The organism is Arthrobacter sp. CAN_A214 (assembly GCF_015751955.1).
In the GTDB taxonomy this organism is placed as follows: domain Bacteria; phylum Actinomycetota; class Actinomycetes; order Actinomycetales; family Micrococcaceae; genus Arthrobacter_D.
Genome location: NZ_JADOUU010000012.1, coordinates 81759 through 105420, shown reverse-complemented (window position 1 = coordinate 105420; position 23662 = coordinate 81759). Strand labels below are relative to the sequence as shown.

Sequence of the window (23662 nt, the reverse complement as noted above, 5' to 3'; positions counted from 1 at the left end):
AATCGGATCTGGATTCCGGGCCAGGACAAGACCAGCACGCTGCGACCCGGAGTGGACCAGCTGAACATGTACCCCACGATCCTGGAGGCCGCCGGTTTGACGCTGAAGGATCATGAGGCCGGGCTGGGCGTGTCCGCCTTCGGCCCGAATGTCCCTGCTAGTTCAGCGCAGGCGATGGAGCCGAGTGCTTATACCGAGCTGCTGGAATCGCTTTCGCCCCGCTTCTACGCTGAGGCCTGGACCCGCGAGGACGCCACCCGATAGGGCTGTCCGCCACCGGTCGGCGATGAAGCCGGCACCTTGGTTCGGTTCGGGGATGCCTTCACCGCCCGAACCATCTCGATGCAGTGACGACAGGGGAGAGGTTTTCCATCGTCGAGCATCTGCTGTCGTGGCGTGAACTCGGAGCGCCCCTCCATTCGCACAGGCGCACCCCCACCTCCTGTGCAGGGTGTGTAACGAATCGCCCGGCCCTGCCCACCCACGGTGTCCGAAGCGGGATGCTGCTATCACCCCCCGGTGTCCTTCGGCGCGCGTCGTGGCAAGGCCTTCAGCTCGGGTTGGTCGCCGCATCCTTGTCGCCAGGTGCCGCTGGCAGCCCTTGAGGGTTGGTCGAGGCAATATAGCGTTCGAGCGCGGACTCGGGGATTCTGTAGGAGCGCCCGACGCGGACCGAGCCCATTTCACCAGCGTGAACCAATCGGTACACCGTCATCTTCGATACGCGCATCGCCTCTGCAACTTCCGCGACCGTCATCAACGGATCGCTGCCCAGTATCTCAGCCATTCCCCACCTGTTTTCCCGACATGACTGCCGCTCGCGTATGCCCATGCTCGATCAGCGGGCCGAGCGAAAACAGCGTACCGATTACCTGTGACCTTCCTCCCAGTGCAGGTAGCTAGGCGCTGGTACCACCTGCCACTCGTCCGGATACCTGAGTGCTCCAAAGCGAGTGCCGACACCATGGCTCTTTCGCTGTGTCTCCGGCATAGTGGCACGGACGAACGACGGGCATCTCTCGCCCGTGCCGCAGGGAGGCAATACGCAGGGAGGCAATACATTGAGCGACAATGACTGAGGTGTTGTCCGGGTTGGGCCGGCTGATCGCGTGGGTCGTCTTCGAATTCTTCATGAACAGGTTCCTCCACTCGCGTCCGAAAGCCCCCGACGATGAGCAATCAGCGGATTGATGCTCCGCGTTGCGGGAGATTCCTCTTCGACAGGAGAGAGTGCGCCCCTACCTTGGGAACTGGCAGTGACGCACCCTTCGCGGGAATAGCCGGTTCCTGGATCAGCTGTTGCGCCGGCGCGCCGTATAGGTGCCGCCTGCGGCAGCAGCAAGGACGACGCCTGGCAGGATTTCGGTTCGGGACCCGTATTTCCCCGATGGGCAATTCCGAGGGCGTAATCTACCGGGATGGACATCATCCTGGTTCCCGGCTTCTGGTTGGACGCATCGTCATGGAAGAAGGTCACGCCACCTCTCGTGGCCGCAGGACACCGGGTCCTTCCACTCACGCTGCCGGGGCTTGAGGCGATCAACGCGCCGCGTGCCGGCATCGGCCTGAACGACCACATCGACGCAGTGGTGGCCGTGATCGACAGCATCGACACTCCGGTGGTCCTCGTGGGCCACTCCGGGGGAGGCGCTATCATCCACGGCGCCGTGGACGCCCGCCCGAACCGCGTGGCCCGAGCCGTATACGTCGACAGCGGGCCGCTGGGGGAGGACGGCGTCATCAATGACGGATTGGCGACCGACGGCGACGACGTGCCTCTGCCGCCATGGGACAGTTTTGAGCAGACGGACCTCGTGGACCTGAACGACGAGCTGCGAGCCGCGTTCCGCAAACGCGCCATCCCCCAGCCGCGGGGTGTCGCGTCCGACAGGCAGAACCTTTCCGATGAGCGCCGCTACGACGTCCCGGCCACCATCATCGCGTGCCAGTTTCCCTCTGCCATGCTCACCGAGTGGATCGAGGCAGGCCATCCGTTCGTGGCTGAGCTCGCCCGGATCAACGACGTCGAGTACATGGACCTGCCAACGGGGCACTGGCCGCAGTTCACCAAGCCGCTCGAGCTCGGCGCTGCCATTCTTGACGCCGTCGACCGTTGAGCCAGGGTGAACCGGGTGCTTCCGAAGAGCGGGTATCCCCGCCACAATATGTCCATGAACTTGCGCATCTGTGCGGTCGTCGGGACGAGCGCCGTGGGAATGGTCGTCCTTGCTGGCTGTGCCGATGTCGCGCCTCCGAAGAGTGGCTCCGTCAACACGCCTGCAGCACCCGAAACACCGGCAAGTGGTGAACTCGTGGGCCAGGGAACGGTGCTGCAGCAGGGCGATGAGCCGCCCCAGTTCTGCCTGGGAAGTGTTGCAGAATCGTATCCGCCGCAGTGCACGGGGCCGGTTCTTCGGGGCTGGGACTGGTCGACGGCGGACCAGTTCGAAAGCGCATCGGGGGTCATTTGGGGTGCCTACGCAGTGCAGGGAACTTGGGACGGTTCGGAATTCACGCGGACGAAGGACCCTGTTCCACTCTCGCTGTACGACACCACGCCGTACGTCGACCCGCGGCTGGCCGAAGGAAAGATTGGTGACGGCGATGAACACCGGCTCGGCACCATTCAGGCAGAGCTTTCCGCCTCGGGCGAGCCGGACCTCCTCGAGTCCTGGATAGCCGATGGCTTCCTCGTCATCACGGTGCCATTCGATGACGGAGCAATCCAGCAATCCCTGGACGAGCAGTACGGACAGAATCTTGTTGTCGTTCAGTCGGCCCTCCGGCCGCCCCGATGAGTGTCCTGCCCCCTCTCGCGGTGACCGGAGGCACAGGCGCCGTCGGCGGGGGCGTAGCACGCCTCCTCTCCGGTGCCGGTGTAGCTCAGCGGCTCCTGGTCCGCACTCCAGCAAGAGCACCGCAGCTTGACGAGGCGATGGTCTTTCGGTCCTCCTACTCCGACCGTGCTGCCTCGCGGGCAGCCCTGGAAGGGGTTGAGACGTTGTTCATGGTCTCGGCCTCGGAGGACGTTGACCGCCTCGGCCAGCACCGCGCCTTCATCGACGCCGCGGAAGAGGCAGGAGTGCGACACCTCGTCTACACGTCCTTTCTTGGCGCAGCCCCGGATGCCACCTTCACGCTGGCGAGACCACTCGGCCACCGAGGAATACATCAGGGCCACCGGAATCGGCTACACGTTCCTGCGCGACAGCCTGTACAGCGACCTGATAAGTGCGCTCGCCGGCAAGGACGGAATCATTCGGGGTCCGGCAGGAAACGGCAGAGTCGCCGTCGTCAGCCGCGCCGACATCATCCGCACTGCCGTAACCGTGCTCAGGGATCCGGTTGCCCACCGGAACAGGACCTATGACCTCACCGGACCGGAAGCGCTCACCCTGACCCAGCTCGCCCGAACGCTCACGGCGGCGCGCGGAACTCGTATCACCTTTTTCAATGAGACCCTTGCCGAAGCATACGAGTCGCGCAAAGGTTTCGGTGCGGCGGATTGGCAGGTCGAGGCGTGGGTCTCCACCTACACCGCAATCGCCGCCAATGAACTGGCGGTGGTCAGCAGTGACATTGAAACCATCACGGGAAGGCGCCCACTGTCCTTCGCAGAATTCCTCGCTGCGGATCAAAGCTGACGTCGCTAACTCGCCGCGAGCGGTCGCCGGTCAAGCAACCAGTCAGGCAGCCGTTCCAGGGATACGCTCCGCACTGATCTGTAGCGCAATCTCCAAGGGATGTGTCAACAGCTCGATCTGCCGCTTCGTGAAACGGTCGGGAAAGCTGATGGCCAGATGGGCGGACTGCAGAGATGAGCAGATGTAGTACGTGCCCTCGATCCCGCCCATGACCTCGGTCACCAGTGCGCGGATGCGGACCGTGTCGATGTGCCGGCCCGAACCGGCCATCGCCCGGGCCGCACCACGGTAGGCAGTATGTGCCTGCGACTCCCGGTTGGCTTCCGCGACGGCGATAAGCTGCTCGCGCGTCCACGCCACGTCGAAGATGCGAGGCGATGGAAGAACTGCGGTCTTCATGATGCTCCTCGGAAACCAGGAAACGGTTCGGCAACTGCGGCTTCCACCAGCGTGCGTGGATATGGGTCATTCGTTGCGGAGCCACCCGCAGGATTGCTGCCTTCCGGGTCTGTCCTGAAGCTCGTGGGACCGCTATCCCCTTATTGCATCATCCGGCGCCGACGTTTCGAGTCGGACGCCCTGCGGGTCAGATCCGTGAGGGCCAGAACCGTGATGATGATCGAAACAGCCACGAGGGCAAGCATCAGGTACAGTCCCGTGAGCATGGCCATCGGGGAGCTTGCGTTCCCCAGGACGTCCAGGGCCCCGACTCCTCCAGCAACCCAGAAGCTCGCGACGGCCAGAAGGGCCACATATGCCGGAATTGACGTTTTGTTCTTCCTTAACCACTGCATGCTTCTACCCCCACCGAAGATTGTTCGTGCCCCAGAGACCATTCTCCAGCCGACCCAACGGATCCGTGGGACTTCCAGATCTCGAGTCGGACTCGTTTGGACGAAGGTTTGGTTACCTTAGAGAACCCATTGCGGACGGCCTTCCCAAAAGCCGTCCCGTTCCATTGCCAATATCGCCTGCCGAACATCTTCCGGGAGGATTGGTCCGTGGTCGTCGAGCGTCACTAACGCCTCGTACATCCGGAGATCGCACATCTCGTTGGCGTAGTGCAGCGCTTTGACGTCGTCGTCGCTCAGGGAAGCTGCCTCATCGGCGAGCGCTTCGAGCGCTCCCTGGGCATTTCCGAAGGAGATAGCGGCGGCCAGGTCTTTTCCCGCCTGCGGCGCGATGGTTCCGTTCCCCGAAACGTCAGCCCAGCGCTGGAGTGCGCCGTCGGAGTGTGAATTATGGACGTAGCTGCCATGCTGTGTCGTCATGTTTCCCCCTGTAGATAATCAAGGGTTGCAGGGCGCCCGTTGATAGGGCAACCCTCTTTTGCGGCTTGATTCCGAGTTGTTGCAACCCTGTTACCTGCGGCAACGCATCGCTTCTCCTGAAACGAATGAAACCAGGAGGACTCCCATGGCAAACTGAAGGTATGTCTTCGACCCCTGATCAGCAGCCCTCGGGCAATTCCTCATCGAACACTTCTGACACATCGGGCCCAGCCCAGGACATCCCGGGTAACGCGGAGGCAATCGATATTGCTCCCGTCGAGGTGAAGGAGCGCACCCACCTCGCCATGAGGATCGACGAGGCGTGGTTGTCCCTGCAGACGCGGCTGGCACTGAAGCGCGGACATGTCGAGACGGTCATTCCCTATACCGGATATGGTACGACGAGCTGGCTTCGGGTCCTGGCCCGGGTGGTCCTTGCAGATCCCCGGGACAGCGAACCGGTTCCCGCGGCCGGTCCGCTGAAGCCGCTCAAGGAGGGCATGCGCGGCTGGCGCAACTTCACCAGCGCTGCCGTGGGCGGCGCGGTGGTGCAGGTGGAGGTCAACGGCTCGACCCACGAGGTGAAAGCAGATCGGGGAGGGGTCATCGATGCACGGATCGAGGTGGACCTCGAACCGGGCTGGCACACGGTGCGCCTGCACTCCGGCGATTCACGGGTGGCAGACGCCCCGATGCGTGTCGTTGACGAGAATGCGCCTTTCGGCGTCGTCTCCGACATCGACGATACCGTCATGGTCACGGCACTGCCCCGCCCTTTCCTTGCAGCATGGAACACGTTCGTGCTTGATGAGCACGCCCGCACCCCTACGCCGGGCATGGCAGTGCTCTACGAGCGCATCACCCGCACCGTTCCCTCAGCACCCGTGCTCTATCTCTCGACCGGCGCCTGGAATGTGGCTCCTACCCTGACGCGCTTTCTCTCACGGAACCTGTACCCGGCCGGCCCGAAACTGCTCACGGATTGGGGTCCCACGCGGGATCGGTGGTTCCGCAGCGGGCAGGACCACAAGCGCACATCACTGGAACGGCTTGCGGGTGAGTTCCCGGACACGAAGTGGCTCCTGGTGGGCGACGACGGCCAGCATGACGAAGTGATCTACGCCGAGTTCGCCCAGCGCCACCCCGAGAACGTTCGCGCAATCGCCATTCGCCAGTTGTCCGCAGGTGAAGCGGTCCTGGCCGGCGGCCGGTCCAAGAAAGCGCCGAAGGACACCACTCCCGGCATCCCCTGGGTGTACGCGCCCGACGGCGCAGGGATGTCCGAACAGCTGGAGGAAATGGGCATCATCGAACGTGATCCACAGCCGCGGGGCCAGCTTTAGCCCGCTGGTGGCGAGGGGGCCGGACAGCCCAATCACACCGGGTGGGTTTCAGTGGCGCGGTCCCGCCCGGGTGGCTGGGACCGCACGGGGCACAGGTATATGGTGAAGCCGATCTTCTCGCCGGGCCTCATATCGCCACCACAGTGGTGACCATCTGCTCATCATTCCCCTGGGCGGCGATTCGGCCGCTGGCGGGCATCTGCACGACGTGGTCGACCGCGGCGGCCACACCGATCTTTTCCAGCCGCAGTTGCCTAGGACCGGGCGCTGCACCACAGGTCGCTGATGGCTTTCCGCCCGCCTGGAAGCAGCGCCACTCCGCCTGCGCCGAGGAGAACGGCCCCGGCGAGGGCACGCTGCGCGGTGCGCCGCTTACCGCTCCAGCCTCCGGTGACGGTGGCGTTGTCCGGATCGGGGGAGGGCGCGTACAGGTTTCCGGACGAATCGACGGCGGCTTCCTTCCTGGAGAGGTGCGTTTTCTCCACCTGAACTGCCATCATGGTTTCGATCCGCCCGGGCATGAACCGGTGCTGGCGCACCATCGAACGCCCGATCCGCCCCACGACCACCTCGCCGCGTGGCTCCTCAATCAGGGCACAGATAGTCTTGGCGACGCGCTCCGGGCTGTAGACCGGAGGCATGGCGAGGACACGCCGCCCGGTGTAGTTGGCTGCGTCGTCGAAGAAGGGGTGTCAATCGTGGCGGGAAGGACGGTGCAGACGTGGATCTTCTTTTTCCGCTTGTCGAGGCGCAGCTCGGAGCGCAGGCTGACGCCCAGGGCACGGACGGCTGCCTTCGACATGGAATAGGCAGTGGTGTAGGGCTGTGGAACCTCGCCGACGATCGAGGCGACATTGATGAGCACGCCGGAACCCTGCTGCTCCATCCGTTCGAGAGCCGCACGGGCGCCATGGACGTAGCCCATTACGTTGACGTCCAGAACTCGGCGGAAGTCGTCGAGCGGAACCTTCAGGAAGGGTGAGAAGTAGGACACCGCCGCGTTGTTGACCCAGACGTCCAGCCGGCCGAAGTGCTCGACGGCGCGGCTGGCAAGTGCCTGGACGGCGTCGGCGTCGGTTACGTCCGTGGGTACCGCGATGGCTCGGGCGCCGAGCGCCGTGCAGTCGGCCACCAGGGATTCGAGCGCATCCCCTCGCCGCGATACGAGGACAAGGCAGGCTTTCCTGCGGGCGAAGTGCAGTGCGGCCGCCCGCCCGATTCCGCTTGCTGAACCGGTGATGACGACGACGGAATTCTTGGCGCGCATGGGTTGCTCCTCTGCAGTAGAGTCTCGGCAGTGCCACGGAGTGCATGCAACGACTGGCATGCCTGCTTCGAGGGTAGCCAGGCGGAAAAGCAAGCTCAACGGATATCCGTTGTTCACTGCGGGGAGAAAAAAGCTACGCTGTGTGCTTGGGTACGATCCTTTGCCCTTTGAGGATCTCCGCGAGCTGATCCATGAAGAGCCGCACCCGGATGTTGCGCCTGTCCCCGGTCTGCAGGGCGAAGATGCTCCGCGCGAGGCGGATCTCCGGAACGTCGAGGGCCACGACGCCATCGGGCCGGTTCAGCATCGCGAGTTCGGGGACGAGCGCTGCGCCGAGGCCGGCCGCCGTCATTTCGAGGCTGGCGTTGAAGTCATCGCAGTAGGCGATGACGCGGGGGTGCAGGTTACAGCTGGCAAAGAGCCGTTCGATCACGGTGGCGTCGGCGGTTCCGGGGTGGTGGAGGATCCATGGCATGTCGGCGAGTTGGTCGGCGCTGACCGTCGAGCCGGGCCGGATGCCCCACGAGGCCGGAAGGATCACGCGGAAATTGTCGTCCCCGATCCACTGCCGGCTGACGGAGGACGGCCAGGCGAGGCCGGCCTGGCCCACCTGGTAGACGAGCGCCAGATCGAGTTCACCGCCTGTCCGCAACCCCTGAATGGTCTGTGCCGGTTCCGCGACGTAAACCTTCAGGCGAATGCCGAGCTTCCGCCATTGCTGGGTGCCCAGCAGGCGGGGCAGCGCAAAGGTCGCGAGGCTCGGGAAGATGCCCAGCCGGAGCTCCTCGGCGGTCCCGCCGTCGGCCCGTGCCGAGGACGCGAGCAGCGCGTCGATGTCGGTGAGTACCTTTGCCGCGTGCCGTGACATGACGACGGCGGCTTCGGTCGGGACGGCGCTCCGAGCGCTCCGGGCGAAGAGCGTTGTTCCGGTGTCCTTCTCCAGTGCCGACATCTGCTGGGAGACTGCCGAGGCCGTGTAGCCGAGGCCGGTGGCTGCTCCAGCGAAGGAACCGTGCCGGATGACCTCCAGAAGGGTTCGCAGATGGACCGGGTTGACCACGACTGCTCCCTTCCTGGTTCGTTGGACCGGCAGAGGGCCGGGCATGGTTTTTCGAGCATACCTTCGGCGACGCCGGGGGGCGTCCACCGGGTTTCCGCGGCACTGCGACACGCCGAGAAATGTCAATCCCCAAATTTTTTTGGCCTGTGCGCAAGTCCTGCACAGGGTGTGGACACGTCGCGGAAAAGGCCCGGTTTCCGGGCTTTCCGGGCCCTCTGCCTGTGGATTTCGTGTGGACTGCTCAGCCCCGGAATGACATACTTGTAATACATCATCTAGGGGTCTGTAGCCGCACGGCGTACTAGATGTAGTATCTAGATATCGAATAACTCGCTGGCAGGGCAGGGCCGAAAGACCGGAAATTCCTCGGAATTCCTCCTTTCCTGGAAAGCCTCACATACACCCGCAAGACACAGCATTTCAGCAGGATGAGAAGGGGAAGAGGGACATGACCGTCACGGTTTACACCAAGCCAGCATGCGTACAGTGCAACGCGACCTACCGGGCTCTGGATCGGAAGGGAATCACCTATCAGAGCGTCGATATTTCACAGGATCCCGCCGCGCTGGAGCGTGTTCGCGCGATGGGTTATCTGCAGGCGCCCGTCGTGGTGACGGACAAGGATCACTGGTCCGGTTTCCGGCCTGACAAAATCAACGAGCTGGCCCTTTCAGCCATCAGCTCGGTCGCCTGATTCGGTTCAGGCACCGGGCACCTCGCCCCTCGAATGACCACCACCAGTAAGTCAGCAATCCGCGAGCCGGCCGCTCAGGGGGGCGTCACTGACGCTCCGCTGATTTACTTCTCCTCGGTTTCGGACAACACACACCGGTTCGTGCGGAAGCTCGCGACGACGACGGCCCGGCTGCCACTCCGAACCAGTGACCCGACGCTGACGGCGCTTCGCCCCTATGTGCTGGTGCTTCCGACCTACGGCGGAATCACCGGCAAGGGAGCAGTACCCCGGCAAGTGGTGAAGTTTTTGAACGATGCAGGAAACCGGTCGCTCCTTCGGGGGGTGATCGGTGCAGGCAACACGAATTTCGGTGAAACCTACTGCCTGGCGGCGGACATCGTCGCCGCGAAGTGCAACGTTCCTGTTCTCTACAGGTTCGAAGTCATGGGGACGTCCGAGGACGTCGACCGTGTAAATCAAGGATTGGAAGAGTTTTGGACATGAGTGTTGCAGAGACGGAAACGGCGGGAGCTCCCGCGGCATCGGCCGAGCGCTACCGGGACATGGGGTACCACGAGCTCAACGCGATGCTCAACCTCTACGGCCCCAATGGAGAGATCCAGTTCGGCGCCGACAAGGAAGCTGCCCACCAGTATTTTCTGCAGCACGTCAACAACAACACCGTGTTCTTCCACGACCTCGAGGAGAAGCTCGACTATCTCGTGAAGAACGAGTACTACGAGCGGGAAACCCTCCACCAGTACACAATGAACTTCATCCGCGACCTCTATAAGCGTGCCTACTCGAAGAAGTTCCGCTTCGAGACCTTCCTCGGCGCCTTCAAGTTCTACACCTCGTACACCCTGAAGACGTTCGACGGGAAGCGCTACCTCGAGCGCTACGAGGATCGCGTGTGCATGGTGGCCATGCACCTGGCGCGCGGCGACGAGCAGCTCGCCACGCAGATCGTCGACGAGATCATCGAGGGCCGGTTCCAGCCCGCCACCCCCACCTTCCTCAACGCCGGCAAGCGCCAGCGCGGGGAACTTGTCTCCTGCTTCCTGCTGCGCATCGAAGACAATATGGAATCCATCGGGCGCTCCATCAACTCGGCGCTCCAGCTATCCAAGCGCGGCGGAGGTGTTGCCTTCGCCCTGACGAACATCCGCGAGGTCGGCGCACCGATCAAGCAGATCGAGAACCAGTCCTCGGGCGTCATCCCCGTGATGAAGCTCCTCGAGGACAGCTTCTCCTACGCCAATCAGCTCGGTGCGCGCCAGGGCGCCGGCGCGGTGTACCTCCACGCGCACCACCCGGACATCAACCGGTTCCTCGACACCAAGCGCGAGAACGCCGATGAGAAGGTCCGCATCAAGACGCTGTCCCTCGGCGTCGTCGTCCCCGACATCACCTTCGAACTCGCCAAGCGCGACGAGGACATGTACCTGTTCTCGCCGTTCGACGTCGAAAAGGTGTATGGCATGCCGTTCTCCGACATCTCGGTCACCGAGAAGTACTACGAGATGGTCGATGATTCCCGGATCAAGAAGACGAAGATCAAGGCGCGCGAGTTCTTCCAGACCCTCGCGGAGATCCAGTTCGAGTCCGGCTACCCGTACATCATGTTCGAGGACACCGTGAACCGGGCCAACCCGATCGACGGCAAGATCATCATGTCCAACCTATGCTCGGAGATCCTTCAGGTCTCGCAGCCCACCACGTACAACGATGACCTGTCCTACGCCGAGACCGGAAAGGACATCTCCTGCAACCTCGGGTCGTTGAATATTGCGAAGACCATGGATTCGCCCGATTTCGGCCGAACCATCGAGACCTCGATCCGCACCCTGTCGGCTGTGTCCGACATGAGCAACATCACCTCGGTACCCTCGATCGCCAAGGGCAACGACCAGTCGCACGCCATCGGTCTGGGCCAGATGAACCTGCACGGCTACCTGGCCCGGGAGCGGGTTCACTACGGCTCCGAAGAGGGCCTGGACTTCACCAACATCTACTTCTACTCCGTGCTCTACCACTGCCTCCGGGCGTCCAACCTGATGGCCATCGAGACCAGCAGCACGTTCGCCGGCTTCGAGAAGTCGAAGTACGCCAGCGGTGAGTTCTTCGCCAAGTACACCGACCAGGTGTGGGAGCCCGCCACCGAGCGCGTCCGCGAACTTTTCGAGAACGTGACCATCCCCACGCAAGCGGACTGGCTCGCACTGAAGGCCTCCGTCATGGAGCACGGTATCTACAACCAGAACCTGCAGGCCGTGCCGCCGACCGGTTCCATCAGCTACATCAACAACTCGACCTCGTCGATCCACCCGGTGGCGTCGAAGATCGAGATCCGCAAGGAGGGCAAGCTGGGCCGCGTGTACTACCCGGCTCCGTACCTGACGAACGACAACTTGGAGTACTACCAGGACGCGTATGAAATCGGCTACGAGAAGGTCATCGACACGTATGCCGCCGCCACGCAGCACGTGGACCAGGGCCTGTCCCTGACGCTGTTCTTCAAGGACACCGCCACCACGCGTGACATCAACAAGGCCCAGATCTACGCCTGGCGCAAGGGCATCAAGACCATTTACTACATCCGTCTTCGCCAGCTCGCGCTGGAAGGGACCGAAGTAGAAAACTGCGTCAGCTGCATGTTGTAACCGTCATCGGTTGATAATGACGGTGGGTCACCGCCCGCCGTCGTACGTTTAGCTTAGATAGAACCCAACTTTTAGGGGAAGAAATGACCGAGAAGGTCAAGCTTCTGACACATGTCGAAGCAATCAATTGGAACCGCATCCAGGATGACAAGGACGTGGACGTCTGGAACCGCCTGGTCAACAACTTCTGGCTGCCCGAGAAGGTGCCGCTGTCCAACGACGTCCAGTCGTGGGCCACGCTCACCCCGGACGAGCAGCAGCTCACCATGCGCGTCTTCACCGGACTCACCCTCCTCGACACCGTGCAGGCAACCGTCGGTGCCGTCAGCCTAATTCCGGATGCGCTCACCCCGCACGAGGAAGCTGTCTACACGAACATCGCCTTCATGGAGTCGGTGCATGCCAAGAGCTACTCCTCCATCTTCTCCACGTTGGCCTCCACCAAGGAGATCGACGAGGCGTTCCGCTGGTCTACCGAGAACGCGAACCTTCAGAAGAAGGCGCAGATCGTCATGGACTACTACCAGGGCGACGATCCCCTGAAGCGCAAGGTCGCCTCGACCCTGCTCGAGAGCTTCCTCTTCTACTCCGGCTTCTACCTGCCGATGTACTGGTCCTCACGGGCGAAGCTGACGAACACGGCTGACCTGGTCCGCCTGATCATCCGCGACGAGGCCGTGCACGGGTACTACATCGGGTACAAATTCCAGAAGGGCCTGGAGCGCGTTTCACCTGAAAAGCGCCAGGAAATCAAGGACTACACGTTCGAGCTGCTCTTCGAGCTGTACGAGAACGAGGTCCAGTACACGCACGACCTCTACGACTCCGTAGGCCTTGCTGAGGACGTCAAGAAGTTCCTGCACTACAACGCCAATAAGGCGCTGATGAATCTCGGCTACGAGGCCATGTTCCCGGCTTCCGTCACCGATGTGAACCCGGCGATCCTCTCGGCGCTGTCGCCCAATGCGGACGAGAACCACGACTTCTTCTCGGGGTCAGGGTCTTCGTACGTGATTGGCAAGGCCGTCAACACCGAGGATGACGACTGGGACTTCTAGACCAGTGTGACGTGAACGTCTAGCCGCGACTTTTGCACACTTCCTATGACTTCCAGCAAAGTACTCGCGACTCAGTTGTAACTAGGCCTTGGCCATCGTCGCCTCCCGGCGCCCTAGCGTCGCCGGGAGGCAATCCGGAAGTTAGCGGGCCTAAGACCAGCAAAAGGAATCGCAGCTGGGAATCCCCATGCCGCTTCCGGCCGCCCGTGGGGAGTCAAAGGACCTGCCGCAACCAGAGGTCGCGCCGAAGTGCATCACGCGTTCTACGGACCCTTCGGGACGGCTGCGTTCATTGGTCGCTACCTCAATAGCGCCGAAAAGCCGACTTACGAACTTGCGCTGGTGATCGAGCCGGGCGTCGCCGGTGGAGCCATTACGGAGGTTCGTTTGGCGAAGCCGGCTGCATTGAACCTCCTCCAGCCTCCGGTGTCTGCTCCGACACTTGCGCGAAGATGTTTCCGGCGTTTCCCGTGCTGCCGTCAGCCGAGCCCGGAGAGGTGGGCCGCTGCCTGGCCGTCGTCGATCCTCGTAATGGCCCACCCCACCCCACCAAGGGCGTAGAGCGAGACGGGTATCAGCACGCACCACTCCCGCAGGGATCCGGCGTTCCCGAGGAGCGGCACTGCGATGTTACCGTTGGGGCGCCATACCTGCGCGACCACGGGAATCCGCCCCAGACCCCGTGGACGGCGGAGCCGCACGGGGTAGACCGGATTACAGCCACCTGTGGTGAGCATGTCGCCAACAATGTGGACGATCACGCCGGTAGCCATGGCCATCGGGAACCAGAACTGCTCCTCGGGCGCGAATGCCGTGACGAAGGCCCCGGCGGTCAGCCCTACCACCCACGGCGATCGTCGCATGGTGTCCGGAATGATCTTCAGGGCCTTGGCCGCGAAGGAGGCGAGGAGCACCGTGAGTATGCCTGCACCAGGATAGACGGTACCGAACTCGGCGGTCTCGACCGTCCAGAGCCCAGCCACGAAGGCGACGGCGACGAATGCGGCGACGCCGAGCAGCGAGTGGGTGCCGCGGCGGTGCCCGCCGGAGATGGCCCCGACGCCGGCACATAGCAGGTTGGAGAGCGGCGGCAGGGAGTGGGCGATCGTGGCATTGTGGTGATCGGCGTCCGGCAGGAGAGCTGCCCCCGCCGTCACGAGCGCACCGGTGATGACTCCGACCGGGCTGACCTCCAGTAGCCCCACACCGAAGATGACGGAGTCCGGCAGCATCGGGAGGAAACGCCCGGTGTGTACCTCGATCTGGGTGGTGGCTGCAACCCAGGCGGCGGCGCCGCAGGCAGCATGGTGGGCGCCCATCATGGAGGTCCCTTTCGATAGGAATCGGCCCGACTGCAGGATTCTCGCCGGTGGGAACCATCTTCACGCGTGCCACCCCCATTATCCGCACCGGCCTGCGCTCCCGGCACGGACTGGCCGACGCGGTGGGCACAGTTACATCAGCCAGCGCCACCATCGCGACGGTTCCGGTTCTAGTTCCGGTTCCGCGGCCGGTTCCTCTCCCAGGGCGGAAGCAGCCTCGATGATGTCGTCCGTGGTGAGCGTCATCACCGCGTTCCGATCGAGCGCGTCGAGGTCCCGGTCCTCGTCGAGCGACAGCCTCAGCGCCTGCCGGTTGAGCGCCTGCTCGAACAGCGTGCGGGCGAAGCGCGCATTGCCGGAGTCCTCGCCGGCGTGAAGGCCTGAGAAGATGCGGCGCAGCATCTGGTCCGCGCCCGGCTCCAGTAGGTACTCGTGCTGGCCCAGCATGCGGTTGAAGATTGTCTGAAGCGCGTCGACCGAGTAGTCGGGGAAAGTGATTTCACGCGCGAACCGGGAGCGTAGGCCGGGGTTCGAGAGCAGGAATGACTCCATCAGCTGAGGGTATCCGGCCACGATTACCACCAGGCGGTGGCGGTAATCCTCCATCCGCTTGAGCAGGACCTCGATCGCCTCGGGACCGAAGTCGGTCCGGCCGTCCTCGGGGGTCAGAGCGTAAGCCTCGTCGATGAACAGGACACCGTCCAACGCCCGCCGAATTACCCGGTCCGTCTTGATGGCGGTCGCGCCGACGTACTGCCCGACCAGGCCCGACCGGTCTACCTCGACCAGATGACCTTTCTGCAGCAGCCCGACCGCCCGGTACATCTCGGCCAGGAGCCGCGCGACGGTGGTCTTGCCCGTGCCCGGGTTTCCAAGGAACACCAGATGCTGCGATGTAGCTACTTCCGGCAGGCCGTGCGCCTTGCGGCGGGCCTGGACCTGAAGCAACGCGACAAGGGCCCGCACCTGTTCCTTGACGGTCTCCAGCCCTACCAGGGCGTCGAGCTCGGCCTGCACCTCAGAGAGGGGCCGGGCCGGCCCTGGCCGCCCACCGAAGAGATCACCGACCAGGTCATCTACCCGTTCCGACCCCGGCAGTTTGAGCTGCTCGGTGAGATGGCTGAGCGTTTCGCGTAGATCATCAAGTGGATTGCGGCTGGCAGCCATGCGTTTCTCCTCTGGCGACTAGTAGGCCGCGAGTGACTGGTTCGCGGTCGTGAGATCGGGTGCTGGACGGCAGGGCTTCCTGGCGGACGCGCCGCAACCGTCATACTCCAGCAAACTCGCTGACAGGTCTCTGGACAAACTATCGCACGTGGGAAGTGAGGGGAGTCCCGTTTGCCCTATCCTTCTCGGACAGCGGCATAGAGCAACATGTCTACCCGTTCCCCGGAGATTTACTGATGGCTACGCAGAAAGCCTTCACGTTTCTACCCGCTGCGTTCGGCAACGCGAACCGACGCTGTGTTCCACGGCTCGACATGTAACTCGATCCTATGGAGACCGGGAATCGCCCAAGCGAATTCGGTGAGTGCTGACACTGCATCTGCGGCGACGTGCCGTCCCCGTTCCTGTGGTGCAACACCGTAGCCAGCTGTGGCCCAACCTTCGCTCAACTTCCCGACCCACAGCCCCACCTGGCCAAGGGCCCGGTCCGTCATGGCGTCTGCGATGGCTTTCGAACCTATCAACCGGCACCGTTGGGGGTGTTAGTGCTGGGTGGTCTTCAGGTGAGGTGCGAGGGTGAGGTACTGGGGGTTGTCGGCAAGGAAAGCGAAGGCGCTGGGGCATTGAGGCACAACACGCAGGCGTCGCTTGTGGGTGTTGAGCATGACGTGGCGCATCAAAACCATATCGGCGCCCCTGTCGCGGAAGCCGGGCTGTTCGACACCGTCGGTGAGGTTCATCTGCCCGCCGCGCATCGTGTACTTCATGTACGCGGCGAGGGTACCGTCAACGTACAGTTCGAACCGGCAGTACAACGGGTTGTCCCGAAAGACCTCCTGCACATGTTCGTCAGTTTCAGGGTTCGTAGCCTGGCGGGAGCGCAGGTCAAGTTCCTCGGCGATGGCCTCATAGCATTCTATTGCCCCGGCAGGTGGGAAGTCCGCATCGATAAGCCGGTACAGCTGATTCGCCAGCACCCGCAATTCTCTCAATGAGGCCTGGGAAAAGTCCTCGATCGCCAGTGCTCGTTCCAGCCAGACGGACTCACGCTGACCTCCCAGGGAGCGGGCTTGAAGCGCATCACGGGGGACTTCTACGGAGAATCCTGCGGCCGGCTGCGTTGCCGTTTCCAAGGTCTCGGGCGAACTGGCGGTTTCGGAGTGCAACTGCTGGGTCATGGTCATTCCTCTGCTGGGCAGCAACCACGGCCTTTTTCTGGACCTGGTACTCTCCTGAGACTAACCAGAAATGCGCCAGAAGGAAACTCAGCAGACTCATTTCTCTGGTTGAACGGTCGCTGCGGCGTCGTTCATGTGCTTACGACAGAGAACCCATACCCTCATGAACGCTCGCAGGCTTCCGCGCAGCATCAGTGAAGGGGAGAAACCCACATTTCAGCCTGTACGCGGGCTGCGAAGGTCCTCAGATCCTGTTCGTCATCCTCGGTGAATGCCCGTGGCCGGTCATCGATGAGGCACAGTGTGCCGATCCGCCACCCGCCTGCAGTGGACACGGGATGGCCTGCATAGAACCGGACTTCCGGCCCGCCGGCGACGAGGGGATGATCACGGTAAGCAGGGTCGGTGCCGGCATCAGTGATCACCAGGGTCCGATCCTTCTCAATGGTCCGCGAGCACAGGGAAAGATCGCGCGGTAGGTCCTGACCGATCGGGCCGATGACGGACTTGATGATCTGGGCGTCCTCGGTGATCAGTGCGATCGAGGCGGAGCTGACGCCGAAGTGGTCCCGGACCTGTGCGGTGATCCTGTCGAATCTTTGCTCCGATCCCGCCTCGATCAGCCCCGACTCGTACAGTGCATGGCAGCGCCGGAACTCGAGGTCGTCAGCCGCAGCGGTACCCACCCCGGCATCATGGGCCCTATGGAGAGCGTCATGGGAAGCGTGAGGTGTGCTGCTGCTGGTGCTGGAATCGCCGACGGGTGGCACATTGAAGGCATACCCGTCCGGGGTGAGGACCAACGTCCGGAGGTACTCGCTGTACCCCGAGCCGGCGGTGATGTCATCGGTGCTGTAGTGGGCGCCGTCGACGAGCGATCCGGTGACGTCCAGCAGTTCGTTGATCGCTTGCGCTACCAGGTCCCGCTCCGAGGCCGGGATCATGACCAGGCCCGTCAGGTATCCGGTGACGTCGACCTCATCGGTGGCACCACCGATACTCAGGTACGCCAGAAACACCTCATCGACGCGCAGGTTCGACGCGCGGACGGTCTGAAGAGCGGTCCACTGCTGCAGATAGTCATCCAACACGTTCAGTCCTTTCCTCGTCCCTTATCCAGCGTCCGGAGGCTGTCGGCCCAAGTTCAAGGGTAGAGGATCCGCGGGTCGGCCTCATATCAGCTTCGTCACATCCCTGGGGGTCGACAGCGGGGGCGGAGGATGCACTCCGCCGGGGCGTCGTGGGGGTATTCGGAGTATTTGCGCGTTCAGCGGATCAGAGGTTGAGTGCGGACAGCACTCTTTCGCACAGCAGTTGGTCTCCTGGATGTACGCGCGGGGGCCTCCTGGTGGTCGAACGACGAGGGCAGTACGCCCGCACTGCCCATAGGCAGGTTGTTCGGCTGCCATTCCGGAAGGCAACCGGCACCGAGGGAGGTGTTGTCTGGGCGAGGCCTCGTCCTCCCTCGTGACCTTGCCGGGCGATACGGTGGAAACCATGATGGGTATACCGGCTCAACGAGGATACGGGCCGCGGCGTGGAGGAATAGGAATCCGATCGAGGTCAGCGGCATCGATGACCGTTGCGGAGCCTGCCGTGGCACGGGCCTGCTCCGCCAGCACCCCGACGTCGTCGTACCTGGAGGAGAAGTGGGTCAGCACCAGCGTTCCCACGTCTCCATTGCCCCCGAGGGCGCCCGCCTGACCCGCCGTGAGGTGCCGGTACTGATCCGCGAGCACGGCATCCTCGTCGCTGAACGTCGACTCGGCCACCAGCAGGTCCGCACCCTCCGCCAGCTCCTCCGCACCCTCGCACAACGCCGTATCCATCACGAAGGCGAACCGTTGGCCGAGCCTCGGCACGCTGACATCCTTCAGGTGAACCCCGCCGATGCTTCCCTCGCGTTGGAGGCGTCCGACGTCGGGCCCCGAGATACCGGCAGCCAACAGCCGATCGGGCAGGAAGGTCCGGCCGTCCGGCTCCGTCAGGCGGTAGCCGTAGGCCTCGATGCGGTGGAGCAGGGGGCGCACCTCAAGGCCCGGGGCGATCAGCCCGGCGCCGCCATGGGGATGGAGCCGGAGGTCGAGTCCCGGAGTGGCGAGCGATACCAGCGACCGGACCACGTGCTCACCCGACGCCGGGTAGTGCAAGTGGACCGCGTGGGCGGCGCCGTCGAGCACCATCCGCGAAAGCACCCCCGGCAGTCCGAAGCAATGATCGCCGTGCACGTGCGTGAGGCAGATCCGCGTGATGCGACTCGCTGAAACTCCGGCGGAAATCATCTGGCGCTGTGTGCCCTCGCCCGGATCGAACAGGATCCCTTCGCGCTCCCATCGAAGGAAGTACCCGTTGGAGTTGCGCGTTCGGGTGGGGACCTGGGAGGCAGTGCCGAGGATGACGAGCTCACGCATGGTTCAGTGTGGCATCGTGGGCGGGCGACCGGGAGACACCAGGCTCAACCGGGTGGTGGCGGTCTTGGAGAAGAGTACGAGGCTCCTGCGGGCAGGGTGCAGGCAGGTCTGCATTTTGGCCATTGCCAAGGCAACCGGACAGGGCCAAAGTGAGGTACGTAATGTCCAGGCCGGGAGCCCGGCCGCAGTTTCCGACGGAGCCGGTACCCGGCGTGGAGGCCACCCATGAGCACGACTTCTGACCAAGTGTCCGACGCGACTCCGGAAGGGAATGAACCCGAACTCAAACGGGTCCTCGGACCCAAGTTGCTGCTCCTGTTCATCGTCGGTGACATCCTCGGCGCCGGGGTCTATGCCGTTACCGGAACGATGGCCGGTACGGTCGGCGGCATTGTCTGGCTGCCGTTCCTGCTCGCATTCGTTGTGGCAACCATGACCGCGTTCTCCTATCTGGAGTTGGTGACGCAGTATCCCCAGGCGGCCGGTGCAGCCCTCTACACGCACAAAGCGTTCGGAATCCACTTCGTCACGTTCCTGGTCGCGTTCGCCGTCGTCTGCTCAGGCATCACCAGCGCCTCGACATCAGCCAACGTCCTTGCCCAGAACCTCTTCGGGGGCCTTGAGATCAACGGCTGGATGGCCATGCCCGGGCAGGGCGTGATCACCGCGGTTGCACTGGGATTCATGCTGCTGCTGGCGGTGATCAACCTCCGCGGCGTGGGGGAGAGCGTGAAGTTCAATGTGGTGCTCACTCTGGTGGAGGTGGTTGCACTCTGCATCGTGATCGGGGTCGGTTTCTACGTGATGGTGCAGGGCAATGGAAATCTCTCCGAAATCACCGTCTTCAACGACTACCAGGACAAGGGCCTCTTCCTGGCAGTCACTGCCGCCACGTCCATCGCCTTCTTCGCGATGGTCGGTTTCGAGGACTCGGTGAACATGGTCGAGGAAACCCAGAACCCGGAGCGGATTTTCCCGCGGACGATGCTCACCGGCCTGGGGATCGCCGTCATCTTCTACATGCTGGTGGCCGTCTCCGTGGTCACCGTCCTCTCGCCCACCGAGCTCGAGGGAATTCGGGAGGCCGAAGGCGCCGCGCTCCTCGAGGTCGTATCCAAGGGATCGCCGGACTTCCCCATCGAGAACATCTTCCCGTTCCTTGCCGTCTTCGCAGTGGCGAACACGGCGCTGATCAACATGCTGATGGCCAGCCGCCTGATCTATGGAATGGCCCGCCAGGATGTCCTGCCGCGGGCACTGGGCAAGGTGCTCCCGGGACGCCGCACCCCCTGGGCCGGTATCGCATTCTCGACAATCCTCGCGCTGGGGCTGATCTGGTACGTCACCAGCGATCCGGACAGCAACATCGTCGCGAACCTCTCCGGCACGACGGCGTTCCTGCTGCTGTGTGTGTTCACCGTGGTGAACGTGGCCTGCGTCGTCCTGCGGGGCAAGAGGGACCCTCAGCGCAAGGTGTTCTTCACCTCGCCGGGGCCGCTGCCGATCATCGCGGCTCTCCTGTGTGCCTTCCTCGCCGGCCCCTGGGTCGGCCGGGATGTCATCCAGTACCAGCTCGCCGGAGGGCTGATGGCAATCGGCGTCGTGCTGTGGGTCATTACCTGGTTCATCAACCGGAGGACCAACACCGGGCGGGGCGAGCCGGTCGGCATGCAGAACGTCGGCAAGGACAACTGACTTTCGCCGCCGTCACAGCCGGACAGCATCAGGCGGATCACACTATCCGCAGGGCGCGTTTCAGCGCACGTCGATCACTTTTCCGATCTTCCCGCGGAGTTGCGGCACCATGTGGTGCAGGCCCATCATGCCCAGGCCGTACTTCCGCACGCGCCGCATGGACGTGGCAACCCGGAGGCGGGAATCGATCCGCACGGCGGACAGTCCCAGTTGGCTGACCACCCGCACCGAGAAGTCGATGTCCTCGTCCCGCGTATCGATGGACGTGCGCGCGAAGCCGCCGGTGTGCGCGTAGGACGAGGCCCGCACCGCCATGTTGTGCCCGGCGACGAACCGGAGGTAGCCCGCGTCCAGATGGCACACCGCGAGGATGATCCGGAGTGCCCCGAGCGCGAGGGGAAGGATCAATTCGTCACCGGGCCGAAAATATCGGTCCCGAAGCGGAATGCTCGTGCCTCCTAGAAGCTGCACCCGCGGGTCGTTCTCGAAGGCGGTGCGGATGCGGTCAAGCCAGTCCTCCGCCGGTTCACTGTCGCTGTCGGTGCGGGCGACCACTGTGGCGCCGTCCGCCATGGCTCGGCGGAACCCGGTGTCGCAGGCCGCCCCCGTGCCTTTCTGCAGCTCCTCGACGACGTCGATCCGAACCTCCGGATGAAGCCGCGCGAAGTGCTCGACGCGGTGGACGGAATCGTCGGTGGAGCCGTTGTCCACGATGTAGATGCGGAAGTCGCCGGCGTCCTTCTGGGAGCGGAGAGCTTCGAGGGTGCGCGCAACGTCGGGTTCGTTGAAGAGGGGAACGACGACGGCGAACCGATCAGTCACGGAGCATCTCCCTGGAAAATGGCAGCAGGGCGGGAATGGATATCATGCTTTCGGGCGGCTCAGGGACGGTCGAGGTCCGGCGCGGAGAGGGTGTCACAGGATTGGAGATCGCCCGTTTCGTACCCCTGGGAGAACCATGCCTGGCGCTGCGCACTTGACCCGTGCGTCCAGCCCTCGGGACTGACCTGCCCCGTTGCGGCCACCTGAATACGGTCATCGCCCACGGAAGCGGCGGCCGAGAGGGCATCCTGAAGGTCTGACGCGGCAAAGGGCAGCAGGAACGGCTCTCCGGTCTCCGCATCGGGACTCGTTGTGGCGTGGGCCGCCCACATGCCCGCGAAACAGTCGGCCTGCAGTTCCACCCGGACCCCACCGGATTCCGGGCCCTGCGGATCGCGCTGCGCGGCGTCGAGGGTGCCGATCAGATTCTGGATGTGGTGGCCGAACTCATGCGCCACCACGTATTCCTGGGCGAGGGGACCGCTGGAGGCGCCGAACCGCGTGACGAGGTCATCGAAGAAGGCCGTGTCGTAGTACGTCTGCTGGTCTGCGGGACAGTAGAACGGCCCGACGGCACTCGTGGCATTTCCGCACCCCGTGCTGGTCTGGCCGGTGAAGAGGACAACGCCGGGCTGGACGTACTGAATACCGAACTGGTCGAGGTACGGAAGCCAGAAGCTGTCGAGGCTCTCGGCTGTGCCCAGGATGCGGCAGTCGAGCTGCTCGTTGGCATCGGCTCCGGTCTGGCAGGCGTTGATCGCATCGGTTTCGCTGCCCTGCTCCTGGCCGGAAGTCGTGCCGTCCTGCAGACCGAGCTGGTTCACGACGTCCGGTCCGAAAATCAGCGAGAGGATCAGCAGGAGCCCGCCGCCCACGCCTCCGCCTACGGCCGCGCCCCGTCCACGGCCCCGCCGGTCACTGACGCGAGAGGGGTCGAGGCGGGTGTTGTCGTTGAAACTCATGGATCAACAATAAGCTCCCTTAGGGTATCCGCTGGACACGTACGGCGAGTAGTACCACTAGTCGATGAGACCGGTGCGTACACCCGCCGGCACAGCATTCTGGCACCGTGCGGCCACCACGCCAAGGAGAACCTCCCCCGACCGTTCGCTTGCCAGTATCCCAAGGTGCTGGAACTGTGGGAACCGCAGACGAGTGCCCGCCCGGACGGAGCGGCGCCGGACTGCCCATTCGCGGGCACGGAGGAGCATCGGATGAATATTCTGCACATACTGATTGACAGCCTCGAGCATTTCAAGCCGCTCGACAAGGTCGCGGACCCGGTTGCCGCAGCGGTGAGCAAGGCCGTCCAGCCGCGACACATCCGGAACACCCTGAGCGGTGCCGCGATCGGGCACTCCGTCCACCCGGTGCTGATCGTCGTTCCCGCCGGGGCCTGGCTCATGGCTTCGTTCCTCGACTTCGCGGGGGGAAGGAATTCGCGTCATGCGGCGGGTCTCCTGGTGAACGTCGGCCTCGCCTCCGCGGTGCCCGCCGCCGTCACCGGACTGCACGACTGGTCGGACACCCAGGGGAAGGAGCGCCGGGTCGGTTTCGTGCACGCGGTCGGTAACAGCGTCGCGTTGGTGCTCTACGGGGCGTCCTCGATTGCGCGGGTCAAGGACCACCACGCGCTGGGGAAGCTCCTCGGCCTCGCCGGCCTCGGATCCATGGGCTTCAGCGCCTACCTCGGTGGCCACCTGGCCTACGGCAGTGGCGTGAATGTCAACCGCACCGCCTGGCACGAGGCACCGACGGAGTGGACCCGGGTCGCGAGCGACGCCGACGTCGTCGAAGGCGGACGCCATACGACCGAGGTCAACGGTGTGCCGATCCTGCTCCTGCGCAACGACGGGAAGCTCACCGCCATGGACAGCGTCTGCAACCATCTGGGTGGTCCCCTCGAGGACGGGACGGTGAAGGACGGCTGCATCGTGTGCCCCTGGCACCAGAGCATGTTCCGGCTCGACGACGGCAAGAATTACCGCGGGCCGGCGAGTGTGCCGCAGCCCGTCTTCGAGACCCGTGTGACGAGCGACGGCTTCATCGAGCTGCGGCAACCGATGTCCTGACCCGCCCGGCAAA

At 63.7% G+C, this 23662-nt stretch carries 25 protein-coding genes and 2 pseudogenes; 12 read left to right on the top strand and 15 right to left on the bottom strand.

The features are described from left to right. Window positions 1–264: pseudogene (locus IWX65_RS11695) on the top strand (LTA synthase family protein); the annotation flags it as partial. Window positions 265–550: 286 nt separating this feature from the next. Here the strand turns inward: IWX65_RS11695 and IWX65_RS11690 are convergent. Beyond that, complete coding sequence (locus IWX65_RS11690) at window positions 551–787, bottom strand: helix-turn-helix domain-containing protein (protein ID WP_196883029.1); 237 nt, start codon at window positions 785–787, stop codon at window positions 551–553. A 631-nt stretch (window positions 788–1418) separates the two neighbouring features. Between IWX65_RS11690 and IWX65_RS11685 the strand changes: the two genes are divergently transcribed. The 4 genes and pseudogenes from IWX65_RS11685 to IWX65_RS17815 all read left to right on the top strand — a co-directional run bounded on the left by IWX65_RS11685 (window position 1419) and on the right by IWX65_RS17815 (window position 3644). Beyond that, a complete protein-coding gene (locus tag IWX65_RS11685; protein WP_196883027.1) occupies window positions 1419–2117 on the top strand; it encodes an alpha/beta fold hydrolase in 699 nt (232 codons plus the stop codon). A 54-nt stretch (window positions 2118–2171) separates the two neighbouring features. Further along, window positions 2172–2798, top strand: a complete 627-nt coding sequence (locus tag IWX65_RS11680) for a hypothetical protein (RefSeq protein ID WP_196883025.1) — start codon at window positions 2172–2174, stop codon at window positions 2796–2798. Beyond that, window positions 2795–3067, top strand: a pseudogene (locus IWX65_RS17820) (NAD(P)H-binding protein); the annotation flags it as partial. The gene IWX65_RS11680 and the pseudogene IWX65_RS17820, both read left to right, overlap by 4 nt. A gap of 58 nt (window positions 3068–3125) precedes the next feature. Then, on the top strand, window positions 3126–3644 hold the full coding sequence (locus IWX65_RS17815; protein WP_334683826.1) for a hypothetical protein: 519 nt from the start codon (window positions 3126–3128) through the stop codon (window positions 3642–3644). Between the two features lie 42 nt (window positions 3645–3686). Here IWX65_RS17815 and IWX65_RS11670 read toward each other — a convergent pair whose 3' ends face one another. The 3 genes from IWX65_RS11670 to IWX65_RS11660 all read right to left on the bottom strand — a co-directional run bounded on the left by IWX65_RS11670 (window position 3687) and on the right by IWX65_RS11660 (window position 4915). Then, window positions 3687–4043 (bottom strand): hypothetical protein, encoded by a 357-nt coding sequence (locus IWX65_RS11670; protein WP_196883022.1) that lies wholly within the window; start codon window positions 4041–4043, stop codon window positions 3687–3689. Window positions 4044–4183: 140 nt separating this feature from the next. Continuing rightward, window positions 4184–4438, bottom strand: coding sequence for a hypothetical protein (locus tag IWX65_RS11665; RefSeq protein ID WP_196883020.1), 255 nt, complete (start codon window positions 4436–4438; stop codon window positions 4184–4186). A gap of 117 nt (window positions 4439–4555) precedes the next feature. Next, window positions 4556–4915 (bottom strand): hypothetical protein, encoded by a 360-nt coding sequence (locus tag IWX65_RS11660; protein WP_196883019.1) that lies wholly within the window; start codon window positions 4913–4915, stop codon window positions 4556–4558. Between the two features lie 305 nt (window positions 4916–5220). Here IWX65_RS11660 and IWX65_RS11655 point away from each other — a divergent pair, with 305 nt between their 5' ends. Continuing rightward, window positions 5221–6258, top strand: coding sequence for an App1 family protein (locus IWX65_RS11655; RefSeq protein WP_334683825.1), 1038 nt, complete (start codon window positions 5221–5223; stop codon window positions 6256–6258). Between the two features lie 254 nt (window positions 6259–6512). Here the strand turns inward: IWX65_RS11655 and IWX65_RS17810 are convergent, their stop codons facing one another. From IWX65_RS17810 to IWX65_RS11645, 3 genes are all read right to left on the bottom strand, one after another. Continuing rightward, complete coding sequence (locus IWX65_RS17810) at window positions 6513–6758, bottom strand: hypothetical protein (protein WP_334683824.1); 246 nt, start codon at window positions 6756–6758, stop codon at window positions 6513–6515. Window positions 6759–6847: 89 nt separating this feature from the next. Further along, window positions 6848–7525: an SDR family NAD(P)-dependent oxidoreductase gene (locus tag IWX65_RS11650; protein ID WP_334683823.1), complete on the bottom strand. Its 678-nt coding sequence runs from the start codon at window positions 7523–7525 to the stop codon at window positions 6848–6850. 133 nt (window positions 7526–7658) lie between these two features. Continuing rightward, window positions 7659–8585 carry a LysR family transcriptional regulator gene (locus IWX65_RS11645; RefSeq protein ID WP_196883014.1) on the bottom strand — a complete coding sequence of 309 codons (927 nt, stop codon included), beginning with the start codon at window positions 8583–8585 and terminating at the stop codon, window positions 7659–7661. Window positions 8586–9033: 448 nt separating this feature from the next. On the opposite strand from IWX65_RS11645, the gene nrdH reads away from it, so the two are divergent. The 4 genes from nrdH to nrdF all read left to right on the top strand — a co-directional run bounded on the left by nrdH (window position 9034) and on the right by nrdF (window position 12982). Then, complete coding sequence (nrdH, locus tag IWX65_RS11640; protein ID WP_196883012.1) at window positions 9034–9279, top strand: glutaredoxin-like protein NrdH; 246 nt, start codon at window positions 9034–9036, stop codon at window positions 9277–9279. A 33-nt stretch (window positions 9280–9312) separates the two neighbouring features. After that, window positions 9313–9765 carry a class Ib ribonucleoside-diphosphate reductase assembly flavoprotein NrdI gene (gene nrdI, locus IWX65_RS11635; protein ID WP_196883010.1) on the top strand — a complete coding sequence of 151 codons (453 nt, stop codon included), beginning with the start codon at window positions 9313–9315 and terminating at the stop codon, window positions 9763–9765. Continuing rightward, complete coding sequence (nrdE, locus tag IWX65_RS11630) at window positions 9762–11924, top strand: class 1b ribonucleoside-diphosphate reductase subunit alpha (protein WP_196883008.1); 2163 nt, start codon at window positions 9762–9764, stop codon at window positions 11922–11924. Before nrdI ends, nrdE begins: the two co-directional genes overlap by 4 nt. Before the next feature lie 83 nt (window positions 11925–12007). Next, window positions 12008–12982: a class 1b ribonucleoside-diphosphate reductase subunit beta gene (gene nrdF, locus IWX65_RS11625; RefSeq protein ID WP_196822638.1), complete on the top strand. Its 975-nt coding sequence runs from the start codon at window positions 12008–12010 to the stop codon at window positions 12980–12982. Window positions 12983–13461: 479 nt separating this feature from the next. Here the strand turns inward: nrdF and IWX65_RS11620 are convergent, their stop codons facing one another. From IWX65_RS11620 to IWX65_RS11595, 6 genes are all read right to left on the bottom strand, one after another. Continuing rightward, window positions 13462–14304 (bottom strand): metal-dependent hydrolase, encoded by an 843-nt coding sequence (locus IWX65_RS11620; protein WP_196883006.1) that lies wholly within the window; start codon window positions 14302–14304, stop codon window positions 13462–13464. Between the two features lie 132 nt (window positions 14305–14436). Further along, a complete protein-coding gene (locus tag IWX65_RS11615; RefSeq protein WP_196883004.1) occupies window positions 14437–15471 on the bottom strand; it encodes an AAA family ATPase in 1035 nt (344 codons plus the stop codon). A 263-nt stretch (window positions 15472–15734) separates the two neighbouring features. Further along, on the bottom strand, window positions 15735–15995 hold the full coding sequence (locus IWX65_RS11610; RefSeq protein WP_334683822.1) for a GNAT family N-acetyltransferase: 261 nt from the start codon (window positions 15993–15995) through the stop codon (window positions 15735–15737). Between the two features lie 18 nt (window positions 15996–16013). Then, window positions 16014–16649 (bottom strand): GNAT family N-acetyltransferase, encoded by a 636-nt coding sequence (locus IWX65_RS11605; RefSeq protein WP_196883002.1) that lies wholly within the window; start codon window positions 16647–16649, stop codon window positions 16014–16016. 191 nt (window positions 16650–16840) lie between these two features. Continuing rightward, window positions 16841–17740, bottom strand: a complete 900-nt coding sequence (locus IWX65_RS11600; protein WP_196883000.1) for a GAF domain-containing protein — start codon at window positions 17738–17740, stop codon at window positions 16841–16843. A gap of 423 nt (window positions 17741–18163) precedes the next feature. Further along, window positions 18164–19060, bottom strand: coding sequence for a ribonuclease Z (locus IWX65_RS11595; RefSeq protein WP_196882998.1), 897 nt, complete (start codon window positions 19058–19060; stop codon window positions 18164–18166). A gap of 225 nt (window positions 19061–19285) precedes the next feature. Here IWX65_RS11595 and IWX65_RS11590 point away from each other — a divergent pair, with 225 nt between their 5' ends. Then, window positions 19286–20755 (top strand): APC family permease, encoded by a 1470-nt coding sequence (locus tag IWX65_RS11590; RefSeq protein ID WP_196882996.1) that lies wholly within the window; start codon window positions 19286–19288, stop codon window positions 20753–20755. A 60-nt stretch (window positions 20756–20815) separates the two neighbouring features. Here the strand turns inward: IWX65_RS11590 and IWX65_RS11585 are convergent, their stop codons facing one another. Together IWX65_RS11585 and ypfJ are read right to left on the bottom strand one after the other, a co-directional pair. Next, complete coding sequence (locus IWX65_RS11585; RefSeq protein WP_196882994.1) at window positions 20816–21577, bottom strand: glycosyltransferase; 762 nt, start codon at window positions 21575–21577, stop codon at window positions 20816–20818. A 59-nt stretch (window positions 21578–21636) separates the two neighbouring features. Next, entirely contained in the window at window positions 21637–22539 is a 903-nt protein-coding gene (gene ypfJ / locus IWX65_RS11580) for a KPN_02809 family neutral zinc metallopeptidase (RefSeq protein ID WP_196882992.1), read from the bottom strand. Window positions 22540–22791: 252 nt separating this feature from the next. Between ypfJ and IWX65_RS11575 the strand changes: the two genes are divergently transcribed. Then, window positions 22792–23649: a Rieske 2Fe-2S domain-containing protein gene (locus tag IWX65_RS11575; protein ID WP_196882990.1), complete on the top strand. Its 858-nt coding sequence runs from the start codon at window positions 22792–22794 to the stop codon at window positions 23647–23649. Window positions 23650–23662: the final 13 nt, after the last annotated feature.

Bases quoted from the DNA above. Each gene is read 5' to 3' on its own strand.
- nrdF (WP_196822638.1), top strand. From the start codon at position 12,008: ATGACCGAGAAGGTCAAGCTTCTGACACATGTCGAAGCAATCAATTGG.
- IWX65_RS11620 (WP_196883006.1), bottom strand. From the start codon at position 14,304: ATGATGGGCGCCCACCATGCTGCCTGCGGCGCCGCCGCCTGGGTTGCA.
- IWX65_RS11685 (WP_196883027.1), top strand. From the start codon at position 1,419: ATGGACATCATCCTGGTTCCCGGCTTCTGGTTGGACGCATCGTCATGG.
- IWX65_RS11650 (WP_334683823.1), bottom strand. From the start codon at position 7,525: ATGCGCGCCAAGAATTCCGTCGTCGTCATCACCGGTTCAGCAAGCGGA.
- ypfJ (WP_196882992.1), bottom strand. From the start codon at position 22,539: ATGAGTTTCAACGACAACACCCGCCTCGACCCCTCTCGCGTCAGTGAC.
- IWX65_RS17815 (WP_334683826.1), top strand. From the start codon at position 3,126: ATGCCACCTTCACGCTGGCGAGACCACTCGGCCACCGAGGAATACATC.
- IWX65_RS11670 (WP_196883022.1), bottom strand. From the start codon at position 4,043: ATGAAGACCGCAGTTCTTCCATCGCCTCGCATCTTCGACGTGGCGTGG.
- nrdE (WP_196883008.1), top strand. From the start codon at position 9,762: ATGAGTGTTGCAGAGACGGAAACGGCGGGAGCTCCCGCGGCATCGGCC.
- IWX65_RS11660 (WP_196883019.1), bottom strand. From the start codon at position 4,915: ATGACGACACAGCATGGCAGCTACGTCCATAATTCACACTCCGACGGC.
- IWX65_RS11590 (WP_196882996.1), top strand. From the start codon at position 19,286: ATGAGCACGACTTCTGACCAAGTGTCCGACGCGACTCCGGAAGGGAAT.
- IWX65_RS11690 (WP_196883029.1), bottom strand. From the start codon at position 787: ATGGCTGAGATACTGGGCAGCGATCCGTTGATGACGGTCGCGGAAGTT.
- IWX65_RS11655 (WP_334683825.1), top strand. From the start codon at position 5,221: ATGAGGATCGACGAGGCGTGGTTGTCCCTGCAGACGCGGCTGGCACTG.
- IWX65_RS17810 (WP_334683824.1), bottom strand. From the start codon at position 6,758: ATGATGGCAGTTCAGGTGGAGAAAACGCACCTCTCCAGGAAGGAAGCC.
- IWX65_RS11665 (WP_196883020.1), bottom strand. From the start codon at position 4,438: ATGCAGTGGTTAAGGAAGAACAAAACGTCAATTCCGGCATATGTGGCC.
- IWX65_RS11595 (WP_196882998.1), bottom strand. From the start codon at position 19,060: ATGCGTGAGCTCGTCATCCTCGGCACTGCCTCCCAGGTCCCCACCCGA.
- IWX65_RS11575 (WP_196882990.1), top strand. From the start codon at position 22,792: ATGAATATTCTGCACATACTGATTGACAGCCTCGAGCATTTCAAGCCG.
- IWX65_RS11615 (WP_196883004.1), bottom strand. From the start codon at position 15,471: ATGGCTGCCAGCCGCAATCCACTTGATGATCTACGCGAAACGCTCAGC.
- IWX65_RS11680 (WP_196883025.1), top strand. From the start codon at position 2,172: ATGAACTTGCGCATCTGTGCGGTCGTCGGGACGAGCGCCGTGGGAATG.
- IWX65_RS11605 (WP_196883002.1), bottom strand. From the start codon at position 16,649: ATGACCCAGCAGTTGCACTCCGAAACCGCCAGTTCGCCCGAGACCTTG.
- nrdH (WP_196883012.1), top strand. From the start codon at position 9,034: ATGACCGTCACGGTTTACACCAAGCCAGCATGCGTACAGTGCAACGCG.
- nrdI (WP_196883010.1), top strand. From the start codon at position 9,313: ATGACCACCACCAGTAAGTCAGCAATCCGCGAGCCGGCCGCTCAGGGG.